Annotated in this window: 26 protein-coding genes; 7 read left to right on the top strand and 19 right to left on the bottom strand. The window is 71.1% G+C overall.

The window, feature by feature from the left end:
- Positions 1–47 precede the first annotated feature (47 nt).
- From ruvB to pdxT, 5 genes are all read right to left on the bottom strand, one after another.
- Positions 48–1,151 carry a Holliday junction branch migration DNA helicase RuvB gene (gene ruvB / locus ABEG17_RS17540; RefSeq protein ID WP_406833229.1) on the bottom strand — a complete coding sequence of 368 codons (1,104 nt, stop codon included), beginning with the start codon at positions 1,149–1,151 and terminating at the stop codon, positions 48–50.
- A gap of 5 nt (positions 1,152–1,156) precedes the next feature.
- Complete coding sequence (ruvA, locus tag ABEG17_RS17535) at positions 1,157–1,759, bottom strand: Holliday junction branch migration protein RuvA (protein ID WP_406830768.1); 603 nt, start codon at positions 1,757–1,759, stop codon at positions 1,157–1,159.
- On the bottom strand, positions 1,756–2,352 hold the full coding sequence (ruvC, locus tag ABEG17_RS17530) for a crossover junction endodeoxyribonuclease RuvC (protein ID WP_406830767.1): 597 nt from the start codon (positions 2,350–2,352) through the stop codon (positions 1,756–1,758). The genes ruvA and ruvC overlap by 4 nt, the downstream gene beginning before the upstream one ends.
- Before the next feature lie 172 nt (positions 2,353–2,524).
- Positions 2,525–3,286 carry a YebC/PmpR family DNA-binding transcriptional regulator gene (locus tag ABEG17_RS17525; protein WP_406830766.1) on the bottom strand — a complete coding sequence of 254 codons (762 nt, stop codon included), beginning with the start codon at positions 3,284–3,286 and terminating at the stop codon, positions 2,525–2,527.
- Entirely contained in the window at positions 3,283–3,912 is a 630-nt protein-coding gene (gene pdxT, locus ABEG17_RS17520; protein ID WP_406833228.1) for a pyridoxal 5'-phosphate synthase glutaminase subunit PdxT, read from the bottom strand. Before pdxT ends, ABEG17_RS17525 begins: the two co-directional genes overlap by 4 nt.
- Positions 3,913–3,947: 35 nt before the next feature.
- Between pdxT and ABEG17_RS17515 the strand changes: the two genes are divergently transcribed.
- Entirely contained in the window at positions 3,948–4,487 is a 540-nt protein-coding gene (locus tag ABEG17_RS17515) for an N-acetyltransferase family protein (protein ID WP_406830765.1), read from the top strand.
- 19 nt (positions 4,488–4,506) lie between these two features.
- Here ABEG17_RS17515 and pdxS read toward each other — a convergent pair whose 3' ends face one another.
- The 6 genes from pdxS to ABEG17_RS17485 all read right to left on the bottom strand — a co-directional run bounded on the left by pdxS (position 4,507) and on the right by ABEG17_RS17485 (position 9,450).
- Positions 4,507–5,433, bottom strand: a complete 927-nt coding sequence (gene pdxS, locus ABEG17_RS17510; RefSeq protein ID WP_406830764.1) for a pyridoxal 5'-phosphate synthase lyase subunit PdxS — start codon at positions 5,431–5,433, stop codon at positions 4,507–4,509.
- A 213-nt stretch (positions 5,434–5,646) separates the two neighbouring features.
- Positions 5,647–6,228: a hypothetical protein gene (locus ABEG17_RS17505; protein WP_406830763.1), complete on the bottom strand. Its 582-nt coding sequence runs from the start codon at positions 6,226–6,228 to the stop codon at positions 5,647–5,649.
- A complete protein-coding gene (locus ABEG17_RS17500) occupies positions 6,228–7,430 on the bottom strand; it encodes a glycosyltransferase family 4 protein (protein WP_406830762.1) in 1,203 nt (400 codons plus the stop codon). Before ABEG17_RS17500 ends, ABEG17_RS17505 begins: the two co-directional genes overlap by 1 nt.
- Positions 7,427–8,410 carry a phosphatidylinositol mannoside acyltransferase gene (locus ABEG17_RS17495; protein WP_406830761.1) on the bottom strand — a complete coding sequence of 328 codons (984 nt, stop codon included), beginning with the start codon at positions 8,408–8,410 and terminating at the stop codon, positions 7,427–7,429. The genes ABEG17_RS17500 and ABEG17_RS17495 overlap by 4 nt, the downstream gene beginning before the upstream one ends.
- Positions 8,407–9,021, bottom strand: a complete 615-nt coding sequence (gene pgsA, locus ABEG17_RS17490; RefSeq protein ID WP_406830760.1) for a phosphatidylinositol phosphate synthase — start codon at positions 9,019–9,021, stop codon at positions 8,407–8,409. The genes ABEG17_RS17495 and pgsA overlap by 4 nt, the downstream gene beginning before the upstream one ends.
- Before the next feature lie 12 nt (positions 9,022–9,033).
- Entirely contained in the window at positions 9,034–9,450 is a 417-nt protein-coding gene (locus tag ABEG17_RS17485; RefSeq protein ID WP_406830759.1) for a thiol-disulfide oxidoreductase DCC family protein, read from the bottom strand.
- A 37-nt stretch (positions 9,451–9,487) separates the two neighbouring features.
- On the opposite strand from ABEG17_RS17485, the gene ABEG17_RS17480 reads away from it, so the two are divergent.
- Positions 9,488–9,994 carry a hypothetical protein gene (locus tag ABEG17_RS17480; protein ID WP_406830758.1) on the top strand — a complete coding sequence of 169 codons (507 nt, stop codon included), beginning with the start codon at positions 9,488–9,490 and terminating at the stop codon, positions 9,992–9,994.
- Between the two features lie 792 nt (positions 9,995–10,786).
- Here ABEG17_RS17480 and ABEG17_RS17475 read toward each other — a convergent pair.
- Positions 10,787–11,404, bottom strand: a complete 618-nt coding sequence (locus ABEG17_RS17475) for an HIT family protein (protein WP_406830757.1) — start codon at positions 11,402–11,404, stop codon at positions 10,787–10,789.
- A gap of 51 nt (positions 11,405–11,455) precedes the next feature.
- Between ABEG17_RS17475 and ABEG17_RS17470 the strand changes: the two genes are divergently transcribed.
- Positions 11,456–11,956 carry an N-acetyltransferase family protein gene (locus tag ABEG17_RS17470; RefSeq protein WP_406830756.1) on the top strand — a complete coding sequence of 167 codons (501 nt, stop codon included), beginning with the start codon at positions 11,456–11,458 and terminating at the stop codon, positions 11,954–11,956.
- Between the two features lie 145 nt (positions 11,957–12,101).
- Here ABEG17_RS17470 and thrS read toward each other — a convergent pair whose 3' ends face one another.
- Positions 12,102–14,087 (bottom strand): threonine--tRNA ligase, encoded by a 1,986-nt coding sequence (gene thrS / locus ABEG17_RS17465; protein ID WP_406830755.1) that lies wholly within the window; start codon positions 14,085–14,087, stop codon positions 12,102–12,104.
- A 212-nt stretch (positions 14,088–14,299) separates the two neighbouring features.
- Between thrS and ABEG17_RS17460 the strand changes: the two genes are divergently transcribed.
- The 4 genes from ABEG17_RS17460 (at position 14,300) to ABEG17_RS17445 (ending at position 18,500) form a co-directional block, all read left to right on the top strand.
- Positions 14,300–14,797: a Fur family transcriptional regulator gene (locus ABEG17_RS17460; RefSeq protein ID WP_406830754.1), complete on the top strand. Its 498-nt coding sequence runs from the start codon at positions 14,300–14,302 to the stop codon at positions 14,795–14,797.
- A gap of 90 nt (positions 14,798–14,887) precedes the next feature.
- On the top strand, positions 14,888–17,140 hold the full coding sequence (gene katG / locus ABEG17_RS17455; RefSeq protein WP_406830753.1) for a catalase/peroxidase HPI: 2,253 nt from the start codon (positions 14,888–14,890) through the stop codon (positions 17,138–17,140).
- 146 nt (positions 17,141–17,286) lie between these two features.
- Positions 17,287–17,997: an NAD(P)-binding oxidoreductase gene (locus ABEG17_RS17450; RefSeq protein ID WP_406830752.1), complete on the top strand. Its 711-nt coding sequence runs from the start codon at positions 17,287–17,289 to the stop codon at positions 17,995–17,997.
- Positions 17,998–18,029: 32 nt separating this feature from the next.
- Positions 18,030–18,500 carry a GNAT family N-acetyltransferase gene (locus ABEG17_RS17445; protein WP_406830751.1) on the top strand — a complete coding sequence of 157 codons (471 nt, stop codon included), beginning with the start codon at positions 18,030–18,032 and terminating at the stop codon, positions 18,498–18,500.
- 28 nt (positions 18,501–18,528) lie between these two features.
- On the opposite strand, the gene ABEG17_RS17440 is transcribed toward ABEG17_RS17445, so the two are convergent.
- The 6 genes from ABEG17_RS17440 to ABEG17_RS17415 form a co-directional block, all read right to left on the bottom strand.
- Positions 18,529–20,106, bottom strand: a complete 1,578-nt coding sequence (locus ABEG17_RS17440; protein ID WP_406830750.1) for a DUF222 domain-containing protein — start codon at positions 20,104–20,106, stop codon at positions 18,529–18,531.
- A 61-nt stretch (positions 20,107–20,167) separates the two neighbouring features.
- Entirely contained in the window at positions 20,168–20,920 is a 753-nt protein-coding gene (locus ABEG17_RS17435; RefSeq protein ID WP_406830749.1) for a hypothetical protein, read from the bottom strand.
- 17 nt (positions 20,921–20,937) lie between these two features.
- Positions 20,938–21,384: an FUSC family protein gene (locus ABEG17_RS17430; protein WP_406830748.1), complete on the bottom strand. Its 447-nt coding sequence runs from the start codon at positions 21,382–21,384 to the stop codon at positions 20,938–20,940.
- A gap of 114 nt (positions 21,385–21,498) precedes the next feature.
- Entirely contained in the window at positions 21,499–22,383 is an 885-nt protein-coding gene (locus ABEG17_RS17425; protein WP_406830747.1) for a MaoC/PaaZ C-terminal domain-containing protein, read from the bottom strand.
- Position 22,384: 1 nt separating this feature from the next.
- Complete coding sequence (locus ABEG17_RS17420) at positions 22,385–23,728, bottom strand: 3-oxoacyl-ACP reductase (protein WP_406830746.1); 1,344 nt, start codon at positions 23,726–23,728, stop codon at positions 22,385–22,387.
- A 1-nt stretch (position 23,729) separates the two neighbouring features.
- Entirely contained in the window at positions 23,730–25,022 is a 1,293-nt protein-coding gene (locus tag ABEG17_RS17415) for an acetyl-CoA C-acetyltransferase (RefSeq protein WP_406830745.1), read from the bottom strand.
- Between the last annotated feature and the right edge of the window lie 46 nt (positions 25,023–25,068).

Genomic DNA, 25,068 nt, shown 5'->3' with positions numbered 1-25,068 from the left:
CGTATGCCGTTCCGCCACACCCGCGGCTCGGTCACCGCGGGTGTGGCTCAGGAGCTGAAGCGCCCTTCGCCGGTGTCGATCGGGAGCGCGGGCTGGCGCTCGGTGCCGGCGGGCGGGGCGATGCCCAGGTGGTCCCAGGCGAGCGAGGTGGCGGCACGTCCACGCGGTGTGCGGGTGATGAAGCCCTCGCGGACCAGGAAGGGCTCGGCCACGGTCTCCACGGTGTCGGCCTCCTCGCCGACGGCCACGGCCAACGTGGACAACCCCACCGGTCCCCCACCGAAGCGTCGGCAGAGGGCTTCGAGGACGGCCCGGTCGAGGCGGTCCAGACCTCGGTCGTCGACGTCGAACAACGCCAGCGCCGCGTGGGCGGCGGTCTCGTCGACGACGTCGCGGCCGTGGACCTGGGCCCAGTCGCGGACCCGGCGCAGCAGGCGGTTGGCAATGCGGGGTGTGCCCCGCGACCGACGGGCGATCTCCTCGATGCCGTCGACGTCGGCCGACACCTCGAGCAGCCGGGCCGAGCGGTGCAGGATGCGCACGAGGTCGTCGGTGGCGTAGAAGTCGAGGTGACCGGTGAACCCGAAACGGTCCCGCAACGGCGCGGGCAGCAGGCCCGCTCGGGTCGTCGCCCCGACGACGGTGAACGGCGGCAGCTCGAGGGGGATGGCGGTCGCCCCGGGGCCCTTGCCGACGATGACGTCGACGCGGAAGTCCTCCATGGCGAGGTAGAGCATCTCCTCGGCGGAGCGTGACATCCGGTGGATCTCGTCGAGGAAGAGCACCTCGCCCTCGGTGAGCGAGGACAGCACCGCCGCGAGGTCGCCGGCGTGCTGGATCGCCGGACCGCTGGTGATGCGGATGGGGCGCTCGAGCTCGGTGCCGATGAGCATGGCCAGCGTCGTCTTGCCCAGGCCTGGGGGCCCGGACAGCAGGACGTGGTCCGGAGGGGTGCCGCGGCGGCGAGCCGCCTCGAGGACGAGGGACAGCTGGTCGCGCACGCGCGTCTGCCCGGTGAACTCGCTGAGCCGTCGCGGTCGCAGCGCCATCTCGACGGTGCGCTCGTCGTTGTCGCCCGAGGGGTCGACGATGCGGGCGGTCGCGTCCAGCGAGGAGTCCTCGTACATCTCGGAGGAGAAGCCGTCGGCCATGGGCGTCATCGGCCCAGCTCGCGCAGCGCGGCCCGCAGCATCGCCGAGACGTTGGCATCGGCCGGCGCGGTGGACGCCACGGAGGACACGGCATCCTCGGCCTGCTTGCCGGAGTAGCCGAGGCCGGTGAGCGCATCGGTGACCTGGTCGCGCCACGAGGGACCCGATGAGGCCGGGGCGGCAGGCGTCGCGCCCGCGGGGCCCGACGGCACCCCGATCTTGTCGCGCAGCTCCAGGACGATTCGCTCGGCGCCCTTCTTGCCGATACCGGGGACCTTGGTGAGGGTCGCCAGGTCGGACCCGGTGACGGCGGCGCGCAGCCGGTCCGGCGCGAGGACCGACAACATCGCCAACGCCAGCCGTGGCCCCACGCCGGAGACGGTCTGGACCTGCTCGAAGATGTCGCGCTCCTCGTCGGAGGCGAAGCCGTAGAGGGTGAGCGAGTCCTCGCGGACCACCAGGGTCGTGGCGAGGGTGGCTTCGTGGCCGAGGTGCTGGGCCGAGGCCGTCGCGGGCGTCGTGTGCAGGAGCATGCCGACGCCACCGACCTCGACGACGACGCGGTCGAGGCCGATGTGCTGGACCGTGCCGCGGACGGAGGCGATCACCGCGACACCGCCTTGGCGCGCGCGGGGCGGGCTGCCGCGGCGCCGGTCTCGGCCGCCCGGGCGGCCACGGCCTTGAGGCGGGCACGCTCTGACGCCGCAGCGAGGGCGAGGCGCTGGTCGCCACCGCCGCGCCAGTGGTGGCAGATGGCCAGGGCGAGGGCGTCGGCGGCGTCGGCGGGCTTGGGGGCGACCTCGAGCTCGAGGATCCGGGTCACCATGGCCGTGACCTGCGCCTTGTCGGCGCGGCCCGAGCCGGTGACGGCGGCCTTGACCTCGGTCGGGGTGTGTGTGACCAGCGGGAGGCCACGACGGGCTGCGGCGAGCAGTGCCAGCGCAGACGCCTGGGCGGTGGTCATGACGGTCGGGACGTGGTCGGCGGCATACACCCGCTCCAGCGCGATGGCGTCGGGCTGGAACCGGTCCAGCCACGCGTCCATCTGGTCCTGGAGGTAGACGAGGCGCTCCCCCGTGTCGCGGTCACCGGGGGTGCGCACGACACCGACGGCGACCATGGTGAGCCGGTTGCCGCGGCCGCTGTCGACGACACCGAGGCCGCACCGCGTGAGGCCGGGGTCGACACCGAGTACGCGCACTCCACTGCTCCCTCTGATGCGACGGTCGCGTCGCTGGTCGTCCGAACACGTGTTCGGGTGAACGCTACACGGACGATGCCCCGCCTCCCCCGCAGCAACACGCGGGGAGGACGGGGCATCGGTGAGGTGCAGCCGCTCGGAGTGGATCGGGCCCACTCGCCGGAGGGGGGGCTCAGTCCTCGTCCTCCTCGAGCTCGGCGAGGACCTCGTCGCTGATGTCGCCGTTGGCGAAGACGTCCTGGACGTCGTCGGAGTCCTCGAGGGCCTCGACGACGCGGATCATCTTGCGGGCCCCGTCGGCGTCGAGCGGCACCTGGAGGTTGGGCACCCAGGAGGCCTCGGCGGAGTCGTAGTCGATGCCGGCGTCCTGGACCGCCTTGCGGACCGCCACGAAGTCGCTCGCCTCGGAGATGATCTGGAAGGAGTCGCCGAGGTCGTTGACCTCGTCGGCGCCGGCCTCGAGCACGACCTCGAGGATGTCGTCCTCGGACAGGTCGCCCTTGGGCACCACGACGACGCCCTTGCGGTCGAACACGTAGGCGACCGAACCGGGCTCGGCGAGCTGGCCGCCGTTGCGGGTCAGGGCGGTGCGGACCTCGGCGGCGGCCCGGTTGCGGTTGTCGGTGAGGCACTCGATGAGGACGGCGACACCACCGGGGGCGTAGCCCTCGTAGGTGATGGTCTCCCAGTCGGCACCGCCGGCGGTCGCGCCGGAACCGCGCTTGACCGCGTTGTCGATGTTGTGGTTGGGGACCGAGGTCTTCTTCGCCTTCTGGATGGCGTCGTAGAGCGTCGGGTTGCCGGTGACGTCGCCTCCGCCCGTGCGGGCCGCGACCTCGATGTTCTTGATCAGCTTGGCGAAGAGCTTGCCACGCTTGGCATCGATGGCGGCCTTCTTGTGCTTCGTGGTCGCCCACTTACTGTGGCCACTCATTCCATGCCCTCCAACAGGTAGTCACGCACGATCTGCACGAACAGTCCGTGGACCCGGTGGTCACCACTCACCTCCGGGTGGAAGGAGGTGGCCAGCAGGGGCCCTTGACGGACGGCGACGATCCTACCGGCGGCGGGTCCGTCCTCCACACGGGCCAGCACCTCGACGGACTCCCCCGCCTGCTCGACCCAGGGCGCCCGGATGAAGATCGCGCGGACGGTGTCGTCCAGCCCCGTGAAGTGGATGTCCTCCTCGAAGGAGTCCACCTGTCGCCCGAAGGCGTTGCGGCGCACCGTGATGTCGAGTCCGCCCAGCGTCTGCTGGTCGGGCCGCGCGTCGGCGATCCGGTCGGCCAGCATGATCATCCCTGCGCACGAGCCGTAGGCCGGCATGCCGCCGGCGAGGCGCTCACGCAGCGGTTGGTACAGATCGAACGCGCGGACCAGCTTGTCCATCGTCGTCGACTCACCGCCGGGGATGATGAGGGCGTCGACCTCGGCGAGCTCGCTCGGGCGGCGCACCGTGGTGCCGTGCGCACCCGCCTGCTCCACGGCATACAGGTGCTCGCGCACGTCGCCCTGGACGGCGAGGACACCGATGGTGGGTTGGGCTGTCACGACGCGAATGCTAGCTGCGCGCGCACCGGCCCTAGCGTGGGGGCATGAGCACCAGCACCCGCACCGACGTGAGCATCCGTCCCCGACGGCCCGAGGACCTGCCCGTCCTGGCCCGGGTGCTGGCGGAGCAGCGACCGCACAGCAACTACCCGCAGCGATGGCCCCTCCCCATGCCGGTCGAGGAGTTCCTCCACCGGCCGGCTCAGCTCGAGGCCTGGGTGGCAGAGATCGACGGCGTCGTCGTGGGGCACGTGGCCGTGGCCGCGGTGCAGCCCGGCGACATGGCTGCCGGATGGAGCGCCGGGACCGGCCGCCCCATGTCCGAGCTGGCGGAGGTGTCGGTGCTGTTCGTCGACCACGCCACGTCCGGACACGGCGTCGGCGCGGCGCTACTGGGGACGGCGGTGGGGTTCATCCGCGACAGCGGGTGGACGCCGGTCCTCGACGTGGTGCAGGAGACGACCCGCGCCGTGAGGCTGTACGAGCGCAAGGGCTGGGTCGTGGTCGGTGAGACGAGGCCACCGTGGCTGCCTGAGGACCACCGTCCCGTGCTGCTCATGGTGCTGCCCGGCGACGGGGCCTGAGCCCCGTCGCCGGCGGCGTTCACCAGCCGCGCTCGGCCAGACGGTGCGGCTCGGGGATCTCGTCGACGTTGATGCCGACCATGGCCTCGCCGAGACCGCGTGAGACCTTGGCGATCACGTCGGGGTCGTCGAAGAACGTCGTGGCCTTGACGATCGCCTCGGCGCGCTGGGCGGGGTTGCCGGACTTGAAGATGCCGGAGCCGACGAAGACACCCTCGGCGCCGAGCTGCATCATCATCGCGGCGTCTGCGGGCGTGGCGATGCCACCGGCGGTGAAGAGCACCACGGGCAGCTTGCCGGCCTCGGCGACCTCCTTGACCAGCTCGTACGGTGCCTGGAGCTCCTTCGCGGCGACGAACAGCTCGTCCTCGGGAAGGTTGGCGAGCTTGCGGATCTGCTGGCGGATCTGGCGCATGTGCGTGGTGGCGTTGGAGACGTCACCGGTGCCAGCCTCACCCTTGGAGCGGATCATCGCCGCACCCTCGGTGATGCGGCGCAGGGCCTCGCCGAGGTTGGTCGCGCCACAGACGAAGGGGACGGTGAAGTTCCACTTGTCGATGTGGTTGGCGTAGTCGGCCGGGGTCAGCACCTCGGACTCGTCGATGTAGTCGACACCGAGGGACTGCAGCACCTGGGCCTCGACGAAGTGCCCGATGCGGGCCTTGGCCATCACGGGGATGGAGACGGCCTCGATGATGCCGTCGATCATGTCGGGGTCGGACATCCGGGAGACGCCACCCTGGGCGCGGATGTCGGCCGGGACGCGCTCGAGCGCCATGACGGCGACGGCGCCGGCGTCCTCGGCGATCTTGGCCTGCTCGGCGTTGACGACGTCCATGATGACGCCGCCCTTGAGCATCTCGGCCATGCCGCGCTTGACGCGGGACGTGCCGGTGGTGGGCTGCGACGAGGACTGCGTTGCGGGGGTGGTGGTGTCGGCGGACATGACGACGAGCTCCAGATCTGTTCAGGGCGCAGCGCAGGGGACGCGCTTCGCAACCGATGATAGTTGGTGCGTCGCCGTGCCCTGACCGACGCTGGCGTGGCGCCCGGCCTCGCCCCGGCGACACGCCAGCAATACGGCAGTTGCGCGGCAAAACGCGGGTCTGCAACCCACGTCTTGCCGCGCAACCAGCGTTTTGCGGGGTAAAGGCGCGGGTCAGTCGCGGACGGCAGGGGGCAGCTCGTCGTCGAACTCGACCGTGCGCGGCAGGTCGGCGTGGCCGGCCAGCCGGAACACCCGGACGACCAGCTTGCGCCGCACCCGGCGGACGTCGGTTACCGCGTCGTTGTGGAACCGCCGGGCCAGCTGCACCCGGACCCCGGCGGCCTCGACCCGCTGGAGCGCGAGGGCGCCGAGGGCGTCGTCCTGGCGGATCTCGGCGACGACGTCGGCACTCAGCGCGGCCTGCAGCGCTGCGGTGAGGTCGCTCTCGAGCACCTCCCGCTGCCCGAAGCTCTGTCCTTCGAGGAAGTCGTCCTCGAGAGCGCGCTCGTTGTGCGCTTCCAGGGACTCCGACGCCGCGCCGGCCAGCATGAGCGCGCTGGCGGGGTCGAGGGCGCCGGAGTTGGCCAGCTCGAGGGTGGCTTCCGAACGGCGGACCAGCTGTGCGTCCAGCGCGGACAGGGCACCCTCCACCCGGGTGTGCAGCCGGTCGAGGCGGGCGGCGTTGTAGGACAGGTACCAGGCGATGCCCAGCAGGACGGCCACGACGACCGCGGTCAGGGTGATGCTCTGCATCAGTCCTCGCCTCCTCGCCGGCCGCGCAGCAGCCGGGTCCAGCGGGTGTCGGCCGGGTCGACGCGGTCCCCGCGGTCGTGGCGCCAGTCGTCCACGCCGTGGGTGACGGTCTCGTAGACGGCCATGACGTCCTCCGCGACGACGGCCCAGTCGAAGACCTGCGCCCTCCGGCTGCCCTCGGCGCTCAGGCGCCGGCGCTCGGCGGGGTCGCCGAGCAGCCGCACGAGCTGGCGCGAGAGGTCGGCCGGGTCCTCGTTGGCGAACATCGCACCGCAGCGACCCGAGTCGAGCACGCGCACGAAGGCCGCGAGGTCGCTGGCCACGACGGGGGCGCCCGCGCTCATCGCCTCGACGAGGACGATCCCGAAGCTCTCGCCGCCGGTGTGAGGGGCGACATACGCATCCACCGACGAGAGCAGCGCGGCCTTGTCGTCGTCGCTGACCATGCCGAGGAACTCGGTGGCGGCCGCGACCCGCGGGTCGAGGCGCTCCCGGGCAGCGTCGACGTCCCCGGGTCCGGCGACGAGGACCCGGGCTCCGGGGTGTCGGGCCAGGACGGCCGGCATCGCCGCAGCCAGAACGGGCAGGCCCTTGCGCGGCTCGTCGATGCGCCCGAGGAACGCCAGCGTCGGGGCCTGCTCGGTGCCCTTCCACGCGGGGTTGGGCAGGGCGTCGGCGAAGCGGCTGACGTTGACACCGTTGGGGATCACCACGGCGTCACCACCGAGATGGGTGGTCACCGTGCGGCGCGCGTCCTCGGAGACCGCGATCCGGCCGTTGATCTTCTCGAGGCTGGGACGCAGCAGCGGGTATGCCGCCTGCATGGCTCGCGAGCGCAGGTTGGAGGTGTGGAACGTGGCCACGACCGGGCCCTCCGCGGACCACAGGGCGAGCAGCGAGATGCTCGGGGTGACAGGTTCGTGGATGTGCAGCACGTCGAACTCGCCACGCTCCAGCCAGCGGCCGACGCGGGCCGCCGTCACGGGGCCGAAGTTGAGCCGGGCGACCGAGCCGTTGTAGCGGACGGGGACCGCGCGACCGACGGACTCGACGTAGTCGGGCAGCGGGGTGCCCTCGTCGGCCGGGGCGAGGACCGAGGCGTGGTGCCCCTGCGCGAGGAAGTGCTCGGCGAGGTCACGGACGTGGAACTGCACTCCCCCGGGCACGTCGAACGAGTAGGGGCAGACGATGCCGATCCTCATGACGCGGCTCCCGCCGTGCCGTTCCGGCCAGGAGCTTGAGCGGGAGCCTGCGCAGGACCGCGGGCGCCCCTCGGCTCGAGGTCGTCGAGGAAGATCCGCTGCAGCATGTGCCAGTCGGCCGTGTGCTCGCGGATCGCCGCGCCGAGGACGTCGGCGCACCGCTGGGTCATCGCGACGGCCTTGGTGCGGGTGGCACCTGTGGCCGGCACCTCGACCCGGTCGTGGAAGGTGATGACGACCCGGTGCCGCCACGAGCCGGGCACCGGCTCGTAGTGGATCGAGACCGGGTGCAGCGCGGCCCGGCTGCCGAGCGCCAGGGCGGCCGGACCGGCGGCCATCTTGGAGCGGTGGCCGAGCAGGTCCACCTCGATGCCACGGTCGGTGAGGTCACGGTCCGCGAGCAGCGGCATGAGCACCGGCGACGCGAGGTGCCCGCGGAGCTGGGCGAAGACGTCCCCGCCACCGGTCAGCGGCAGGATCGTCATGCCGAGCGACTCCCGGAACTCGAGGAACTCGGCATACACCTCCTCGGGCTCGAGCCGTTCCGCGACGGTGACGACGGGTCCCAGGGCCCTGGTGCCCCAGGCACCGGCGATGTCCCAGTTGCCGAGGTGACCGAGGAAGCAGATGACCGGGCGGCCAGCCGCCAGCTCGGCCCGCACGGGCCCGTCGCCCTCGACCCGCACCTGGGCCGCGACGTCCTCCGGCGAGCGGTCGGGCAGGCGGAAGGCCTCGCAGTAGTAGCGCAGGTAGGACCGCATACCGGCCCGCACCAGGGCGTCGAGCGCACGGTCGTCGAGCTCCGGCCGCACCTTGGCGTAGTTGGACCGCAACCGCTGGACGCCCTTGCCACCGCGCGCCACGGTCACGTCGGCGATCCGGTCGAACGCGGCGTATGCGGCGCGCTCGGGCAGGCGACGGACGGTGCCCCACCCGAGCCGGTAACCGGTCACGGCCAGGACGTCGCCGAGGTGGCTCACGGAGCTGCGGCGAGCGCCTGGCGGCGCACCATGAGCATCCGCTGGACCACGGTGATCAGGCTCGCCACGGCCAGCAGGCCCAGCACGACCGCGAGGACGACCTCGGGCAGGCCGAGGCCGACCAGGCCGGTGGTGGCGAGCACGGCGACCAGGCGGTCGGCGCGCTCGGCGATGCCGACGTCGGCGGAGAAGCCCAGGCCCTCGGCGCGCGCCTTGGCGTAGGAGACCACGCTGCCGAGGATCAGGCAGGCGAGCGCGAGCCCGGCCATGAGGAAGTTGTCGCCGCTGCCGGCGTACCAGAGCACGAGGCCGCCGAAGATGGCGGAGTCGCCGACCCGGTCGAGGGTGGAGTCGAGGTAGGCCCCCCACTTGCCGGAGCGGCCCGACATGCGGGCCATCACCCCGTCGACGGTGTCGGAGAAGACGAACAAGGTGATGACGATGGTGCCCCAGAAGAACTCGTGGCGCGGGTAGAAGCCGAGGGCGCCGACGCAGACGCCGATGGTGCCCACGACGGTGACCACGTCCGGGCTGATGCCCAGCTTGAGGAACAGCCGGGCCACGGGGGTGAAGATCGTGGTGAAGAGGGCGCGTGCGTACTTGTTGAGCATGGTGGGGGCAGCCTACTGAGGCTGGGCCGGAACCTTGGGCGCGCACGCCGGGGTGCCGCCGGGAAGTGCGTAGCGGTGGTCGGCGACCCAGGTGTAGGCACGGGCGGCCAGCCACGAGACCCCCGGCAGGGTGAGCAGGTGGCCCAGCGGGCGCCACGCCGGTGCTCCGTGCTTGAGTCCCTCGGCGATGGCGAGGTGCCCGGCGACGACCGAACCGTCGCGTCGCACGAACTGCGCGGCCTCGATGCAGTCGGCCTCGGTCACGCCGAGCGGCGCGAGGTCGAGCTGCTGCCAGGGCTGGACGTCGTACCGCTCGTGCCGGTCGACCCACCGCGACAGGAACCGGGCGCTGGTCGTGCAGAAGCCGCAGTCACCGTCGAAGATGAGCAGGCCGCGCTCCCTGAGGATGCTGTCCGGGGCCGTGTCCATGGCCGAAGTCTCTCATCCGCATGGCACCATGACGGCCATGCGGGGGCGTCCGGACGGCACCACGGAGCGGCTCGGGCCCTACTCCGTGCTGTGGCGACTGGCCACGACGGCGGTCGTCGTGACGACGGTCTGCCTCGGCACCTGGGTCGGTGGCGACGAGTGGTGGCCGTTCGCGCCGATGTCGCAGTACGCCTTCGCGGTGCAGAACGACGGCGTCATCAACTCCCTGACGATGGATGCGCTCACCACGCAGGGCGAGGTCGTCCGGGTACCGCTGTCCAAGGAGATGATCGGTATCGAGCGGTCGGAGATCGAGGGCCAGGCACCGCGGATCATCCGCACGCCGGAGCTGCTGCAGGACATCGCCGTGCTGCACCACCGGCGGCTCCCCCACGAGGCGCCGTACGCCACCATCTGGCTGCGCAACACCTCCACGAGCATCCCGACGGGTGACACCACGGTCCACACGCTGGCCACCTGGCAGGTCCGCGACCCGCTCGACCCGCCGCCGAGCGGCCTGCCCGGCGGGCGGGGCTCGCGGTGAACTCCGTCGAGCGGTTCCTCGCACCTGCGCTGCCCATGGCGCGGGTCGCCTGGCTGCGTCACGTCATCTACCCGTTCGTCCTGCTCGACGTGCTGTGGATCGTCACCGACCCGATCCCCCATGGTGACGTGCCTCCCAGCCTCTACCGCGGGCTGGTGGTCCGGGACGTGCTGCACCTGCCCGCTCCGTCGCACGTCTACGTCCGGGTGCTCCTCGGCGTCATCGTCGTCAGTGCCGTCGTCGCAGCGACCGGCCGGCTCCCCCGGCTCGCGGGCTGGGTGTGCGCGGTCGGGATGCTCGACTGGGTGAGCAACGCGTTCGCCTACTCCAAGGTCGACCACGACCACTTCGCGCTGGTCGTCGCGCTGTTCGTGCTGCCGACGGCCGGGCGGGCGCGGGTGTCCGACGTCGACGTGCGCTCACAGGCCGCCGGCTGGGCCATCCGCATGGTCCAGATCGGCGCCGTCTGCATCTACTTCCTGTCCTCCAGCGCCAAGATGCGGTTCGGCGGCTGGGGCTGGGCCAACGGCGCCACCCTGATCTGGGCGCTCACCCGTCGGCCCAACGGCATCGGGCCGTGGGTCGGGTCCCATCCGGCCCTCACCCATGCGATGCAGTGGATCGTCCTGGTCGCGGAGTTCTGCTCCCCGGTCCTGCTCTGGCTGCGCGGGCGTGCCCTGTATGCCGCGCTCGCCTTCTGGGGAGGGTTCCACCTGAGCACCTACCTCATGCTCAAGATCCACTTCCTGCCACTGGTGGTCTGCCTGCTCAGCTTCCTGCCGCTGGAGCGGCTCAGCCCGTGGTGGCAGACCCGGCTGTGGTGGCGGACCCCGCCGTGGCAACGGTTGCGCCATCCGACCCGGCGGTCCCGCCCGGCCAGGCCGCGGCGAGCCGACCCCGGACGTCCTCCAACAGCATCGGAAGAGCTTTCGTCTGCCCGATGATGGGCAGGAAGTTCATGTCGCCACCCCAGCGCGGCACGACGTGCTGGTGCAGGTGCGCCTGCACCCCTGCACCGGCGACGGCGCCCTGGTTCATGCCGATGTTGTACCCCATCGGCTGTGACGTCTCGTCGAGCGCGGCAATGGCCTCCTTGGTGAGACGACCGAACTCGGCCGTCTCCTCCTCGGTCAGGTCGACGTAGAGCGAGACGTGCCGGTAGGGGCAGACCAGCACGTGACCGGGGTTGTAGGGGAACAGGTTCATCACGACGTAGCAGTGTTCGCCGCGGTGGACCACGAGGCCTTCGGCGTCGCCGCGACCGGGCGCCGCGCAGAACGGACAGCCGTCCCCGGCGTCCTCGCTGGGCCGGTCCCCCGTGATGTAGGCCATCCGGTGCGGGGTCCACAACCGCTCGAACCCGTCCTTGACGCTCGCGAAGTCGGTGTCCGGCTCGGGTGCGTCGCTCATGCCCCGATCCTATGCAGCAGGGCAGGCGCGGTGTCGGCCATGATGGTCGCCGTGCGTGAACCCCAGGCCCGCGGCGCCGCGGCGACCGGTGAGGTGCCGCCGGTGTCCATCCGTCCCGGGACGGCGGCCGACGCGGCGGGGATCGCCGACCTCTTCTGGCAGGTGCGGACCGAGTCCACGCCCCGGATCCCGATGATCGTCCACCCCCGCGAGAGCATCCTGCCGTTCGTCGAGCACGTGCTCCTCGGACAGGGTGAGGTCTGGGTGGCCGAGGCCGACGGGCGGCTGGTGGGCTTCCTCGCCCTGGCCGAGCCGGACGAGCTGGGCCACCTCTACATCGCGGACGACCACACAGGTCGGGGCCTCGGCAGCCTCTTCCTCGAGGTCGCGAAGGAGCGCTTCCCCGCAGGCCTGCAGCTGTGGGCGTTCCAGTCCAACACCGGTGCTCTGCGGTTCTACGAGCGGCACGGTTTCGTCGCCGTCGAGTGGACCGACGGCGACAACGAGGAGGGCGCCCCGGACGTGCGGATGGTGTGGGCCCCGGCGCGGTGAGCACGCGCCATACCGGCTCCGACCCGAGCCATCGACCCGAGCCATCGGCCTGAGTGAGCGCGAAGTGTCGGAATCCTTGTCGGATTGCGACACTTCGCGCTCACTGGACGCCAGGGCGCGATCAGCGCGCCGGCGAGGCGGGGGCTCAGACCTGGACGCGCGCCTCCACGGCTGCCACGACCTCGGCGATCGCGTCGGCGATCGGCACACCGTTCTTCTGCTCACCGTTGCGGTAGCGGAACGACACCGCGCCGGCCGAGCGGTCCTCCTCGCCGGCGATGAGGGTGAACGGCACGCGCGACTTGCTCGCGTTGCGGATCTTCTTGGGGAACCGGTCGTCGCTGTCGTCGATCTCGACCCGGATCCCCTTGCGGCGCAGCTGGTCCGCGACGTCGTGGAGGTACTCGGAGTACTCCTCCGCGACGGGCACGGCCAGGACCTGCACCGGCGAGAGCCAGGGCGGGAACGCTCCGGCGTAGTGCTCGACGAGCACCCCGAGGAACCGCTCGATCGACCCGAACTTGGCCGAGTGGATCATCACCGGCTGCTGGCGCGAACCGTCGGCCGCCTGGTACTCCAGCCCGAACCGCTCCGGCTGGTTGAAGTCGTACTGGATGGTCGACATCTGCCAGGTGCGGCCGATCGCGTCCCGGGCCTGGACGGAGATCTTCGGGCCGTAGTAGGCGGCGCCGCCGGGGTCCATGACGAGCTCGAGCCCGGACTGGGTGGCCACGTCGCGCAGCACCTCGGTCGCGTGCTCCCACTGGTCGTCGGACCCGATGAACTTGTCCTTCTTGTCACCCTCGGTCTCGCGGGTGGACAGCTCGAGGTAGTAGTCGTCCATGCCGAAGTCGCGCAGCAGCGACAGCACGAAGTCGAGCAGGTGCTTGATCTCGCCCGGCGCCTGCTCGGCCGTGACGTAGGAGTGCGAGTCGTCCTGGGTCATCCCGCGCACGCGGGTCAGGCCGTGGACGACGCCCGACTTCTCGAACCGGTAGACCGACCCGAACTCGAACAGGCGCAACGGCAGCTCGCGGTACGAGCGTCCCCGGGAGCGGTAGATGAGGTTGTGCATCGGGCAGTTCATCGCCTTGAGGCGGTACTCGGTGCCCTCGAACTCCATCGCGGGGAACATCGTGTCCGCGTAGTAGGGCAGGTGCCCCGAGGTGTGGAACAGCCCGTCCTTGCTGATGTGGGGGGTGCCGACGTACTGGAACCCCTCCTCGATGTGCCGACGGCGGACGTAGTCCTCCATCTCCCGCTTGATGACCCCGCCCTTGGGGTGGAACACCGCCAGGCCAGAGCCCAGCTCGTCGGGGAAGCTGAACAGGTCCTGCTCCGCGCCGATCTTGCGGTGGTCGCGCTTCTCGGCCTCGGCGAGGCGGTCGAGGTAGGCCTTGAGCTCGTCCTTGGTGGGCCACGCGGTGCCGTAGACGCGCTGCAGCTGAGGGTTCTTCTCGCTGCCGCGCCAGTAGGCGCCACCGCTGCGCATGAGCTTGAACGCGTTGCCGAGCACCTTGGTGGTCGGCACGTGCGGGCCACGGCACAGGTCGCCCCAGGCACGGCTCCCGTCGCGCTTGACGTTGTCGTAGATGGTCAGCTGCGCGCCGCCCACCTCCACGTCGGCACCTTCGGCCGCGTCGCCGGCGGCTCCGCCCTTGAGGCCGATGAGCTCGATCTTGTAGGGCTCGTCGGCCAGCTCGACGGCCGCGGCCTCGTCGCTGACCTCGCGGCGCACGAAGGTCTGGCCCTCGTTGACGATGCGCTGCATGACCTTCTCGAGGGCCTTGAGGTCCTCGGGGGTGAACGCCTCGTCGACGTCGAAGTCGTAGTAGAAGCCGTCGCGGACGGGCGGGCCGATGCCCAGCCTGGCCTTGGGGTTGACCTCCTGGACAGCCTGGGCGAGCACGTGGGCTGCGCTGTGCCGCAACACATCGAGACCGTCCTGCTCCTTGGCGGTCACCGGCTCGACGACGTCACCGTCGGACACGACATGGGCGAGGTCGCGCAGCTCGCCGTTCACGCGAGCGACGAGGACCGCGCGATCCCCTTCGAACAGGTCGGCGGCAGTCGTCTGCTCCGGCACCTGTCGCTCGCTCCCGGCGATGGTGACGGTGATCTGGGCAGACACGGTGCGCTCTCCTTGGTTCGGGTGTGGGACCGGTGGTGGCACCAGGTCCCTTCGGTATGCCGCCCGCGGACCCCGCGCGCGGCCCCACGATGCTATCGGCCGGGTCGCGGACGGCGCGCGCGAGATACCGGCACCGGACGTTCACCTGCCGGCCGTATCGAAAGGCGCGTCGAATCTTGACTCGTTCCAGATCGCGCGGAAGAGTGAAGGCCATGACCACGACGTCAACCGGGCACCCCCAGGACCTCGCGCAGATCCTGCGTGAGGCGGGTCTGCGGGTGACGCGCCCTCGGGTCGCGGTCCTCGGCGCGGTCAACGCGCACCCCCATGCCGACACCGACGCGCTCATCGCGGCTGCCCGCCTCGATGTGCCCGACGTGTCACACCAGGCCGTCTACGACTGCCTGGGAGCCCTGACCCGCTCGGGTCTGGTGCGCCGCATCCAGCCGCCGGGCTCGGTGGCCAGGTACGAGGCGCGCGTCGGCGACAACCACCACCACGTCGTGTGCCGCTCCTGCGGCGCGATCGCCGACGTGGACTGCGCCGTGGGCCACGCCCCCTGCCTCACGGCCTCCGACGACCACGGCTTCACCATCGACGAGGCCGAGGTCGTCTACCGGGGCCTGTGCCCCGACTGCGCCGTGCTCGCTGCGGCTGACCCAGCGACGGTCCCCCCGGCGGTCCATGCCGCCGCCGCCGACACCACCTGATCGACCACCGACCCGCACCGACCCAGCAGCCGCACTCCGGCTGCCTCGCGCCATACCGTCCGTCCATCCCTTGCACTCCGGAAGGAAGCCATGTCCGAGCACAACCACACCAGCAACACCAACGCCGAGGGTCACGAGACCCGCGTCGGCGAGATGAACGAGAGCGACCGTCAGTGCCCGGTCGTCCACAACCGTGCGCCGGAGCCCGCTCAGGGCGGCGGCAACCGCGGCTGGTGGCCCGAGCGCCTCAACGTCAAGATCCTCGCGAAGAACCCCGCCGTGGCGAACCCCTACGGCGGCGACTTCGACTACGCGCAGGCCTTCTCCTCACTCGACCTCGATGCGGTCAAGGCGGACATCGCCGAGACCCTCACCACCTCGCAGGACTGGTGGCCGGCCGACTTCGGCCACTACGGCCCGTTCATGATCCGGATGGCCTGGCACAGCGCCGGCACGTACCGCGTCCAGGACGGCCGCGGTGGCGCCGGTGCCGGACAGCAGCGGTTCGCCCCGCTCAACAGCTGGCCCGACAACGCCAACCTCGACAAGGCCCGTCGCCTGCTGTGGCCGGTCAAGAAGAAGTACGGCCGCAACCTCTCGTGGGCCGACCTGATGATCCTCACCGGCAACGTCGCGCTCGAGACGATGGGCTTCGAGACGTTCGGCTTCGCCGGCGGTCGCGCCGACGTGTGGGAGCCGGACGAGGACGTCTACTGGGGCCCGGAGACCGAGTGGCTCGGCGCTGAGCGCTACACCGGTGAGCGCGACCTCGAGAACCCGCTCGCTGCGGTCCAGATGGGCCTGATCTACGTCAACCCCGAGGGCCCGGACGGCGAGCCCGACCCGCTGCGCTCGGCGCGCGACATCCGCGAGACGTTCGGCCGGATGGCCATGAACGACGAGGAGACCGTCGCCCTCATCGCCGGTGGGCACACCTTCGGCAAGACGCACGGTGCAGCCGACCCCGACGCATACGTCTCGGACGAGCCCGAGGGCGCTCCCATGGAGCAGATGGGGCTGGGCTGGAAGAACAGCTTCGGCACGGGGAACGGTGCGGACACCATCACCAGCGGCATCGAGGTCACCTGGACCACGACGCCGACCCGGTGGAGCAACAACTTCTTCGAGAACCTCTTCGGGTTCGAGTGGGAGCTCACCAAGAGCCCCGCGGGCGCGCACCAGTGGAAGCCCAAAGACGGCGCTGGCGAAGGCACCGTCCCCCACGCCCACGACGCGTCGAAGAAGATCGCCCCGAACTTCCTCACGACCGACATCGCCCTGCGCGTCGACCCGGTCTACGAGAAGATCTCGCGCCGCTTCCTGGAGAACCCCGCCGAGTTCGCGGACGCCTTCGCCCGCGCGTGGTTCAAGCTGACCCACCGCGACATGGGCCCGGTCGCCCGCTACCTCGGCCCAGAGGTCCCCTCCGAGGAGCTGCTGTGGCAGGACCCGCTGCCGGCTCCCTCGGGTGACGCGATCACGGCCGAGGACGTCGCCACGCTGAAGTCCGCGATCGCCGAGACCGGGCTGCTGGTGTCGGAGCTCGTCTCGACCGCGTGGGCCGCCGCGTCCTCGTTCCGCGGCAGCGACAAGCGTGGTGGCGCCAACGGTGCGCGCATCCGGCTCGCGCCGCAGAACGGCTGGGAGGTCAACAACCCGGCCCAGCTGGCGTCGGTGCTGCGCACTCTGGAGGGCGTGCAGGAGTCGTTCAACGGCAAGGGCGGCCGTCAGGTCTCCTTGGCAGACCTGGTCGTCCTCGCGGGTGGCGTGGGGGTCGAGCAGGCGGCCAAGGCAGCCGGCCGTGACATCGAGGTGCCCTTCACCCCGGGTCGCGTCGACGCCACGCAGGAGCAGACCGATGTGGAGTCCTTCGCGTGGCTCGAGCCGCGGGCCGACGGCTTCCGCAACTACCCCGGCAAGGGCCACCGTCTGGGCGCTGAGTACCAGCTGGTCGACCGAGCCAACCTGCTCACGCTGAGCGCGCCCGAGATGACCGTCCTCGTCGGCGGTCTGCGGGTCCTCGGCACGAACTACGACGGATCCGCGCACGGTGTCCTCACCGACGCCCCCGGCACGCTGACGAACGACTTCTTCGTCAACCTGCTCGACCTGGGCACCCAGTGGGCGCCCACGTCCGAGGACTCCTCGACGTTCGAGGCCCGCGACGGCTCCGGGCAGGTTCGCTGGACCGGCACGCGCGCCGACCTCGTGTTCGGCTCGAACTCCGAGCTGCGCGCGGTCGCCGAGGTGTACGCCAGCGACGACGCGAAGGACCGCTTCGTCGACGAGTTCGTCGCGGCCTGGACCAAGGTCATGGAGCTCGACCGGTTCGACGTCGCCTGAGGCCCCGGCCTCTGGACGCACGGCTCAGGAGGGCCGCTGGACGCACCTCGCGTCCGGCGGCCCTTCGTCGTTCTCGGTATGGCGCGCGCCTGCGTCGCGTGCTCCCCGGGCGCGCGGCCCACGGGCTGAGGTTGTAGACAGGACCCATGATCGTTGCCATCGCTGGAGGACACGGACAGATCGCCCTGCTGCTCGAGAAGGAGCTGACGGCGCGCGGCCACGAGGCGATCGCCCTCGTGAGAAACCCCGACCACGTCGCGGACGTCGAGAAGCACGGCGCCCGGGCCGAGGTCATCGACCTCGAGCACACGACCGTCGAGGCCTTGTCGGCTGCCATCGCGGGCGCCGACGCAGTCGTGTTCGCGGCCGGCGCGGGAGCGAGCAGCGGCGCGGCCCGCAAGGAGACCGTCGACCGTGGAGCCGCCGTGCTGCTCGCCGACGCGGCAGTCGCCGCCGAGGTAGGGCGCTACGTCATGGTCTCGTCGATGGGTGCGGATGCGGCCGACCCCGACTCCGACGACGTCTTCCAGGTCTACCTGCGCGCCAAGGGAGCCGCAGACGCGGACCTCATGGCCCGTGACGAGCTGGCCTGGACGATCGTCCGTCCCGGTCGGCTCACCGATGACGAGGCGAAGGACCGGGTCGAGGTCGCGCCATCGGTCGGCCGGGGCGAGATCCCCCGGGCCGACGTGGCGGCCGTCCTCGCGGAGCTGCTCGGCACCGGTGCGGCAGTGGGCAGGTGCTCGAGGTCGTGTCCGGCCGCGTCCCGGTGGCGGACGCCGTGGCGGCACTGCGCTCGTGAACCGGGCAAACCCTGCTCCCGCTCCCACTCCCACCCCAGCCACTCCCGACCGTGACGGAACTCCCTGTGCCTGTTGAGGTTCCCGGCGTGCAGCTGCGCCCTGTCCCGTTCAACCACGCCGATGTCCAGCACCTCGTGGCCGATGTGCAGGCCTACTACGTGTCGATCTATGGCGGCCCCGACGACTCCCCCATCATCGAAGGCGAGTTCGAGCCGCCTCGTGGTGCGTTCGTCCTCGCCACCGACGCGACGGGACCGGTCGCGATGGGTGGGTGGCGACACCGCCCTGACCTCCTCGAGCTGTTCGACGCACCGGTGGCGGAGATCAAGCGGATGTATGTCTCGCCCCGAGCCCGTCGACGCGGCGTCTCACGACTCGTCCTCGGCGATCTGGAGCGCACGGCCCATGAGGCTGGCGCGCAGCTGCTCGTCCTCGAGACCGGCATCGTGCAGGAGGACGCCATCGCCCTGTACGAGTCGAGCGGGTACGAGCGGACCCTGGACTTCGGCCACTACGCCGACTCGGACCTGTCGCGCTGCTACGCCAAACGCCTCTAGCCGCGGCTGGGCGTCGGCCACCGCCCGCTCATGCTGTGGCGGGCAGGGAGCAGGTCTGATCTCGGTCGCGTTGCCGTTGGCGGTCCCGGAACTGGGTGAGGGCGTTGTCGTAGGACCCGATGGTCAGGTCCCACACCACCCGTGGTCGCCCACCACCGCCACCGCCCCCGCCACCGCCCCCGCCACTGCCTCCGCTGCTGCTGTCGTGGTGGTCGTGGTCGGTGTGGTCGTGGTCGGTGTGGTCGTTGTGGCGGACCACGCGTCCGGCGTAGCGGTAGGTGTGCACCACCGTGTGGTGCGCCCGACAGAGCAGGGCGGCGTTGTCGATGTCGCTTGGCCCGTCGTCAGCCCAGTGGATCAGGTGATGCGCATCGGTCCACGCTGCCGGCTTGGAGCAGCCAGGGAACGTGCAGTGCCTGTCCCGCAGCCACAGGTGCCGGATCTGGGTCCGGTCGAACAAACGCCGGCCCATGCCCTGGTCCAAGATCTCACCCTGGGTGCCGAGCACGACCGGGACGACCTGGGCATCGCACGCCAACCGGCGCACCGTCCCTGCTGTGAGTGCTTCGTCGTCCATCGTCAGGCCCGCACCCCGACACCGCCCCTGCAACGCATCAAGCCCCACCGTCACCACCAGGGCGGTCTTGGCCTGACGAGGCAGACCATCTGGCGCGGACACCGCCCGGGACACCAGGTCCAGCAACGCATCAGCGCGCCGGGTCTGCGGCGCACGGGAGTCGAGCTCGCCGGTGTCCGCATCACGCCTCGGCCTGGCCAACGCATCCACCGCGGCGTCGACGACCGACGCGCCCTCCTCGTCCAACAACAACGTGTACCGCCACATCCCGACCGGGCCAGCACCCTTGACCAGCGACCGGTGGTCACGACGGACCTGCGCATCACGCTCCACCGCACCATCGGGGCGCGCGACCTGCCCAGCGTGCCGGACCGCCACCGCCAGCTTCGCCTCGCTCAACCCACCCGGCCCACGAGCCCCGAACACCAGCTCACTGGTCGCCCCATCCAACCCCACCGGCTCGGCCATCGCCCGCACCCCCGCGTGGAACCGGCAGATCTGCGCCGCCTTGCCCACCGCCAACGACTGCGCCCGCACCCCCGACTGCGGCGAGCACGCACCCACCACCGCCTGGACCACCTCATCCAGGCGGCGGTCCGCGGCATCAACCGACGCACCTGCCGCCACCACCGCGGCGACCACGTCCGCGTCGAGCAGGTCCCGCGTCGCCAACAACGGCGCGACCGAACGGGCCCAGTCCACCGGACCCAACCCCTGACCCACGCCCAGGCTCCGCCCCTTCGCCTCGGCCAGGACCAGCACCAGCTGCGCCCTCGCCGCCGCGACCACCTCACCCAAGGCGCCGACCGCGGCAGCGACCTCCGGGTCGCTCAACATCCACAACCTGGCTTCCTCGCCCTGGCACAACACATCCACCGCAACCCCAGCCGCGTCAAGCACCGGACGCCTGGAAACACCACCCAACATGGGGTGAGAAGTGTCCGCACCGATCGCCATACCACAAACACTATCGACGACCACCGACAACGCCCGGCCGTCATCCACAAGGCGACGGGCGCTGTGCTGCAACGGATTCCGTGACGCGAGGGGCTCAGCGGCAGGACGCTGGCAGACGACCAGCCAAGCCGGTTCAGCGGCCGATGACGCGGCGTCCGGGCTTGCGGATCGGGCCGCTGTCGGTCGGCATGACCGCCTTGGCGCTGGCCATCTCCAGCTCGCGCATGAGCCGTTGGGCATCGAGCAGGAGCGAGCCGTACGCAGGCCACGCGCGCGGGTCCTCGAGCTCGCTCTCTCGAACTTCGTGGCCGAGCTGGTCGAGGATGTCGGAGGCCGAACGCAGGTAGTCCGACACGGCTGCGGCCTCGTCGTCACCCGCGAGCCCGAAGTGGCTGAGGGCACCGGCGATCTTGTCGAGCGCCTCCGCATAGCACTCGAGGAACCGCTTCGTCGGCGTCGGCTGGCTCTCGTCCTCGTCCGCGGCGTCCACCAGCGTGCGGGCGATTCCTGACAGCTGCCACTGCGCCCTACGGACCGCCTCCACGGTCTGCTCATAACCAGCCCAGTCGATCTCCAGGCCGCGCAGGTTGTCGCGCGGGTTGAACCGCATGCTCTCCCGGCCGGTCTCGATCTCCTGCTGGATCGTGGGGGCCAGAGCGATCAGCTCGGTGCTCGTGTCGTACCAGGCTCGAGCCTCCTGGGTGTCCCAGCCCTCACGCAGACCTGCCGCGATGTCGTTGAGCAGCCTGCACACCCGGGAGGTGAGCGAGATGATCTGCTCGCGCGGCTGCTGGATGTGCAGGGGCGCCAGGACGATCGCGTTGGTGGCCACGCCGATGACGCCGCCGGCCAGCGTCTCGATGATGGTGAGGTAGGTGAACTCCACGTTGGTGCCGCCGACCGTCAGCAGGAGAGCAGCACCATCGTGGGCACTTGGATGCCGTGGTCACCGAGCCGCTTCCACCGCGCTATCAGCAGGGCGAGGTAGATGACGGGGAGCATGCTCCACCAGTGCACCCCCAACGTGGTCCCGACGAGCCACGCGGCGCTCATCCCCACGACGACGGCGACCACACGTTGGGCACTGGCACCCAGTGACCGCACCATCGTCTTGTCGACCACCAGCAGGGCGGCCATCGGCGCATAGAACGGGCTGGGGCTGTGCAGGACCAGGACCGCGAACTGCCAGGCGATAACCGTCGCCAGGGCCGCCTTGCCCATGAGCAGGGCGGCGTCACGCTGCGGCCCGGCAACTCGAAGTGCCTGCCCGGCTGAGGTCCACCAGCTCGACACGACTGCCCGGGCGCGTCCCACGAAGTTCTCGGGCTCGTCCCGCGCTGGTTCGTCCATCCTGCCGACCCTAGGCGGGCGACCGGGGCCCCACCAATTCGCGCGCGGCAAGCCCCCACCAACCAGGACGAATGGGGCGCAACGGTCGGGCGCCCGGGGGTCACGTCTCCCGAGTCAGGTCTCCAGAGTCAGTACGAGGTGCTCGCGGACCGGGTCGCCACCCGAGCGCAGCCCAGCGACGACCCGGCCGTGCCGGTCGACCAAGCCGTGCCGGTCGTGGCTGTCGTCGACGACGACCTGCACGGTCGAGGGCAGGAGCACCGGCTTGCGGAACCACACGGTGGACGTCGAGGGACCACTTGCCGCCGTACCGAGCGTGGCCAACGTCCGCGCGGCCGTCCACATGCCGTGGGCGATGGCCCGCGGGAAGCCCATCGCCTTGGCACTCAGGGCGTGGAGGTGGATGGGGTTGACGTCGCCGGACACCGCGGCATACGACCGCCCGAGACCCTCGGGAAGACGGAGGAGGCCGACTGGCGGGCCGTCAGGAAGTGCGGGAGGAGCCTGCCCTGCAACGGCGTTCGCGTCACCGCGTCCGCGCCTCAGGTAGGTGCTGCGCCCTTCCCAGACCCGCTCGCCATCCACGTCCACCTCCGTGACGAGGTCCACCAGCGTTCCCTTGGCGTGCGGGCGGAGGTCCGCCGCGTGCACCGTGAGGTCGAGCCGGTCGTCGGCTGTCAGGAGTCGGTGCACCGTGATGTGGTTCTCGAGGTGCACCAGCCCGGGCAACGGCAGCGGGAACGCCCGGTCGGCCATCAGCTGCACCTGCAGGGGGAACCCCAGGACGTGCGGGTAGGTGTGCGGCAGCACGTCTCCCCCGGCGAACCGGCAGAGGTGCTGGTAGTCGAGCAGGTGCCCGCGGTCGACGTCGACCCCGGTCAGCCGCAGGCCGTGGTTCGGCAGGTGCCCGTCACGACCCGGGCGACCGCGCTGGGTGAGCGCGGCCCGCGCGAACATCGGGGCCAGGGCAGGAACCGACGAGACCTCGCGCAGTTCCACGTCAGGCCCCCAACAGGCTCTGGCCACAGACCCGGACGACGTTGCCGGTCACGCCGGCGTTGGCGTCCTGGCTGAACCACGCGATCGTCTCGGCGACGTCGACGGGAAGACCACCCTGGCTCAGGGAGTTGAGCAGCCGGCCAACCTCCCGGGTGGCAAAGGGAACCTTGGCCGTCATTTCCGTCTCGATGAACCCCGGAGCCACGGCGTTGACGGTGATCGCGCGACGACGCAGGTCCGGGTCCGCCGACATCGCGTCAACGAGCCCGATCACTCCGGCCTTGGAGGCGGCGTAGTTGGTCTGGCCCCGGTTGCCCGCGATCCCCGCGATGGACGAGACCAGCACGACGTGACCCCCGTCGCGGATCCCATTCTCCCCCAACAGGACCTCGTTCATCCGCAGGATGGAGCCGAGGTTGACGTCCAGCACCGATGCCCAGCGTGACTCGTCCATGTTGGCGAGCAGCTTGTCGCGGGTGATGCCGGCGTTGTGCACGACGACGTCCAGCCCGCCGAAGCGCTCGGTCGCGTGGTCGAGGATCCGCTGCCCGGCGTCGGCAGCGGTGACGTCGACCTGCAGCGCAGTGCCCCCGACGCGGTTGGCGGTGCGGGCCAGCGAATCCCCCGCCGCCGGGATGTCGACACAGACGACATGCGCCCCGTCACGAGCGAGCACCTCGGCGATCGCCGCGCCGATCCCGCGCGCGGCCCCGGTCACGACGGCCACCTTGCCGTCGAGCGGACGCGCCCAGTCAGCAGGCTCGGTGGGGTCGCCCGCTCCGACGCGCACCACCTGCCCGTCGACGTATGCCGAGCGGCCGGACAGCAGGAACCGCAGCGCCGCGTCGGTGTTGGCCTCGGCCCCGTCGGCGACGAGGACGAGGTTGGCCGTGGCACCGGCGCGCAGCTCCTTGCCCACGGAGCGGGTGATCCCCTCGAGGGCGCGCCGAGCGGCGGCTTGCGCGACGGTCGTCGCCGTCGCCGGTTCGGCACCGATGATGACGACGCGACCCGAGGCACGCAGTGCCTTCACCGCCGGAGCAAGCACGACGCGCACGACATCGAGGTCGGCCGGCTCCTGCACGGTGGTGAGGTCGATGACGACGGCACCGACCTTGGTGCCCTCGGCGACCGTGTCCACGACCTCGACCCCGGCTCGCGACAGCAGGTCCCTGACCTGGCTGGCCGCCGGTGCCGAGGTGAGTCCGCCGACGAGGACGGGACCTTCGACGAGAGGAGCGTCCGCGGCATACCGGCGCAGCCGCACCGGTCGCGGGAGCCCGAGCTGGGCGGCGAGCTTCGTGCCGACCGCACTGTTGACGAATCCTGCGTAGGCGCCGGGCATGTCAGGCCGCCTCGAGGATCGCCATGACGCCCTGACCACCGGCTGCACAGATCGAGATCAGGCCACGCGCACCGGATCCCTTCTCCTGCAGCGACTTCGCCAGGGAGGCGACGATGCGTCCACCCGTGGCGGCGAAGGGATGACCTGCAGCCAGGGACGAGCCGTTGACGTTGAGCCTGCTGCGGTCGAGCGCGCCGATCGGGGCGTCGAGACCCAGCCGGTCCCGGCAGAACGACTCGCTCTCCCACGCGGAGAGCGTGCAGAGAACGGTGGCGGCGAAGGCCTCGTGGATCTCGACGAGGTCGAAGTCCTGCAGCTTCATGCCCTGCCGCTCGAGCAGGTGGGGCAGCGCGTAGGCCGGCGCCATGAGCAGGCCCTCGTGGCCGGTGACGTAGTCGACCGCGGCGGTCTGCGCGTCGACCACGTGCGCCAGCACGGGAAGCCCGCGCTCTGCGGCCCACTCGTCACTGCCCAGCAGCACCACGGAGGCACCGTCCGTCAGCGGGGTGGAGTTGGCGGCCGTCATGGTGGCGTCGTCGCCGCGCCCGAAGACCGGCTTGAGCTTCGCGAGCTTGTCGACAGAGGAGTCGGCGCGCAGGTTCTGGTCGCGAGTCAGGCCGAGGTAGGGCGTGAGGAGGTCGTCGAAGAAGCCCCGGTCGTAGGCGGCTGCGAGGTTGCGGTGGCTGGCGACGGCCAGCTCGTCCTGCGCCTCGCGGCTGATCCCCCACTGGGCCGCGGTCTGCGCCATGTGCTCCCCCATCGACAGCCCGGTCCGGGGCTCGACGTTGCGCGGGATCTCCGGGACGAGCTGCCCCGGGCGCAGCTTGGCGGCCGCCTTGAGCCGCTGCGCCGGGGTCTTGGCGCGGTTGAGGGCCAGCAAGGCCTCGCGCAGGCCCTCGTTCACGGCGATCGGTGCGTCGGAGGCGGTGTCTGTGCCGCCCGCCACGCCGGACTCGACCTGGCCGAGGGCGATCTTGTTGGCGACGAGGACAGCAGCCTCGAGGCCGGTGCCGCAGGCCTGCTGCACGTCGTAGGCCGGCGTGGTGGGCGCCAGGCTCGACCCCAGGACGGACTCGCGGGTCAGGTTGAAGTCGCGACTGTGCTTGAGCACCGCACCTGCGGCGACCTCCCCGACCTGCTCCCCCGCCAGCCCGAACCTGGCCACCAGGCCCTCCAGCGCGGCGGTGAGCATGTCCTGGTTGGAGGCCTTGGCATACGTGCTGTTGGCGCGGGCGAACGGGATGCGGTTGCCGCCGATGACGGCGGCGCGACGGGGCTTCGCTGGTGCGGGCACGGGATGCTCCTGGAGGTCGAGGGTTACTGATACTGACGGTAGCAGG

Source organism: Pedococcus sp. KACC 23699 (genome assembly GCF_045348425.1).
GTDB lineage: Bacteria > Actinomycetota > Actinomycetes > Actinomycetales > Dermatophilaceae > Pedococcus.
This window is presented reverse-complemented; position numbering and strand designations above follow the sequence as displayed.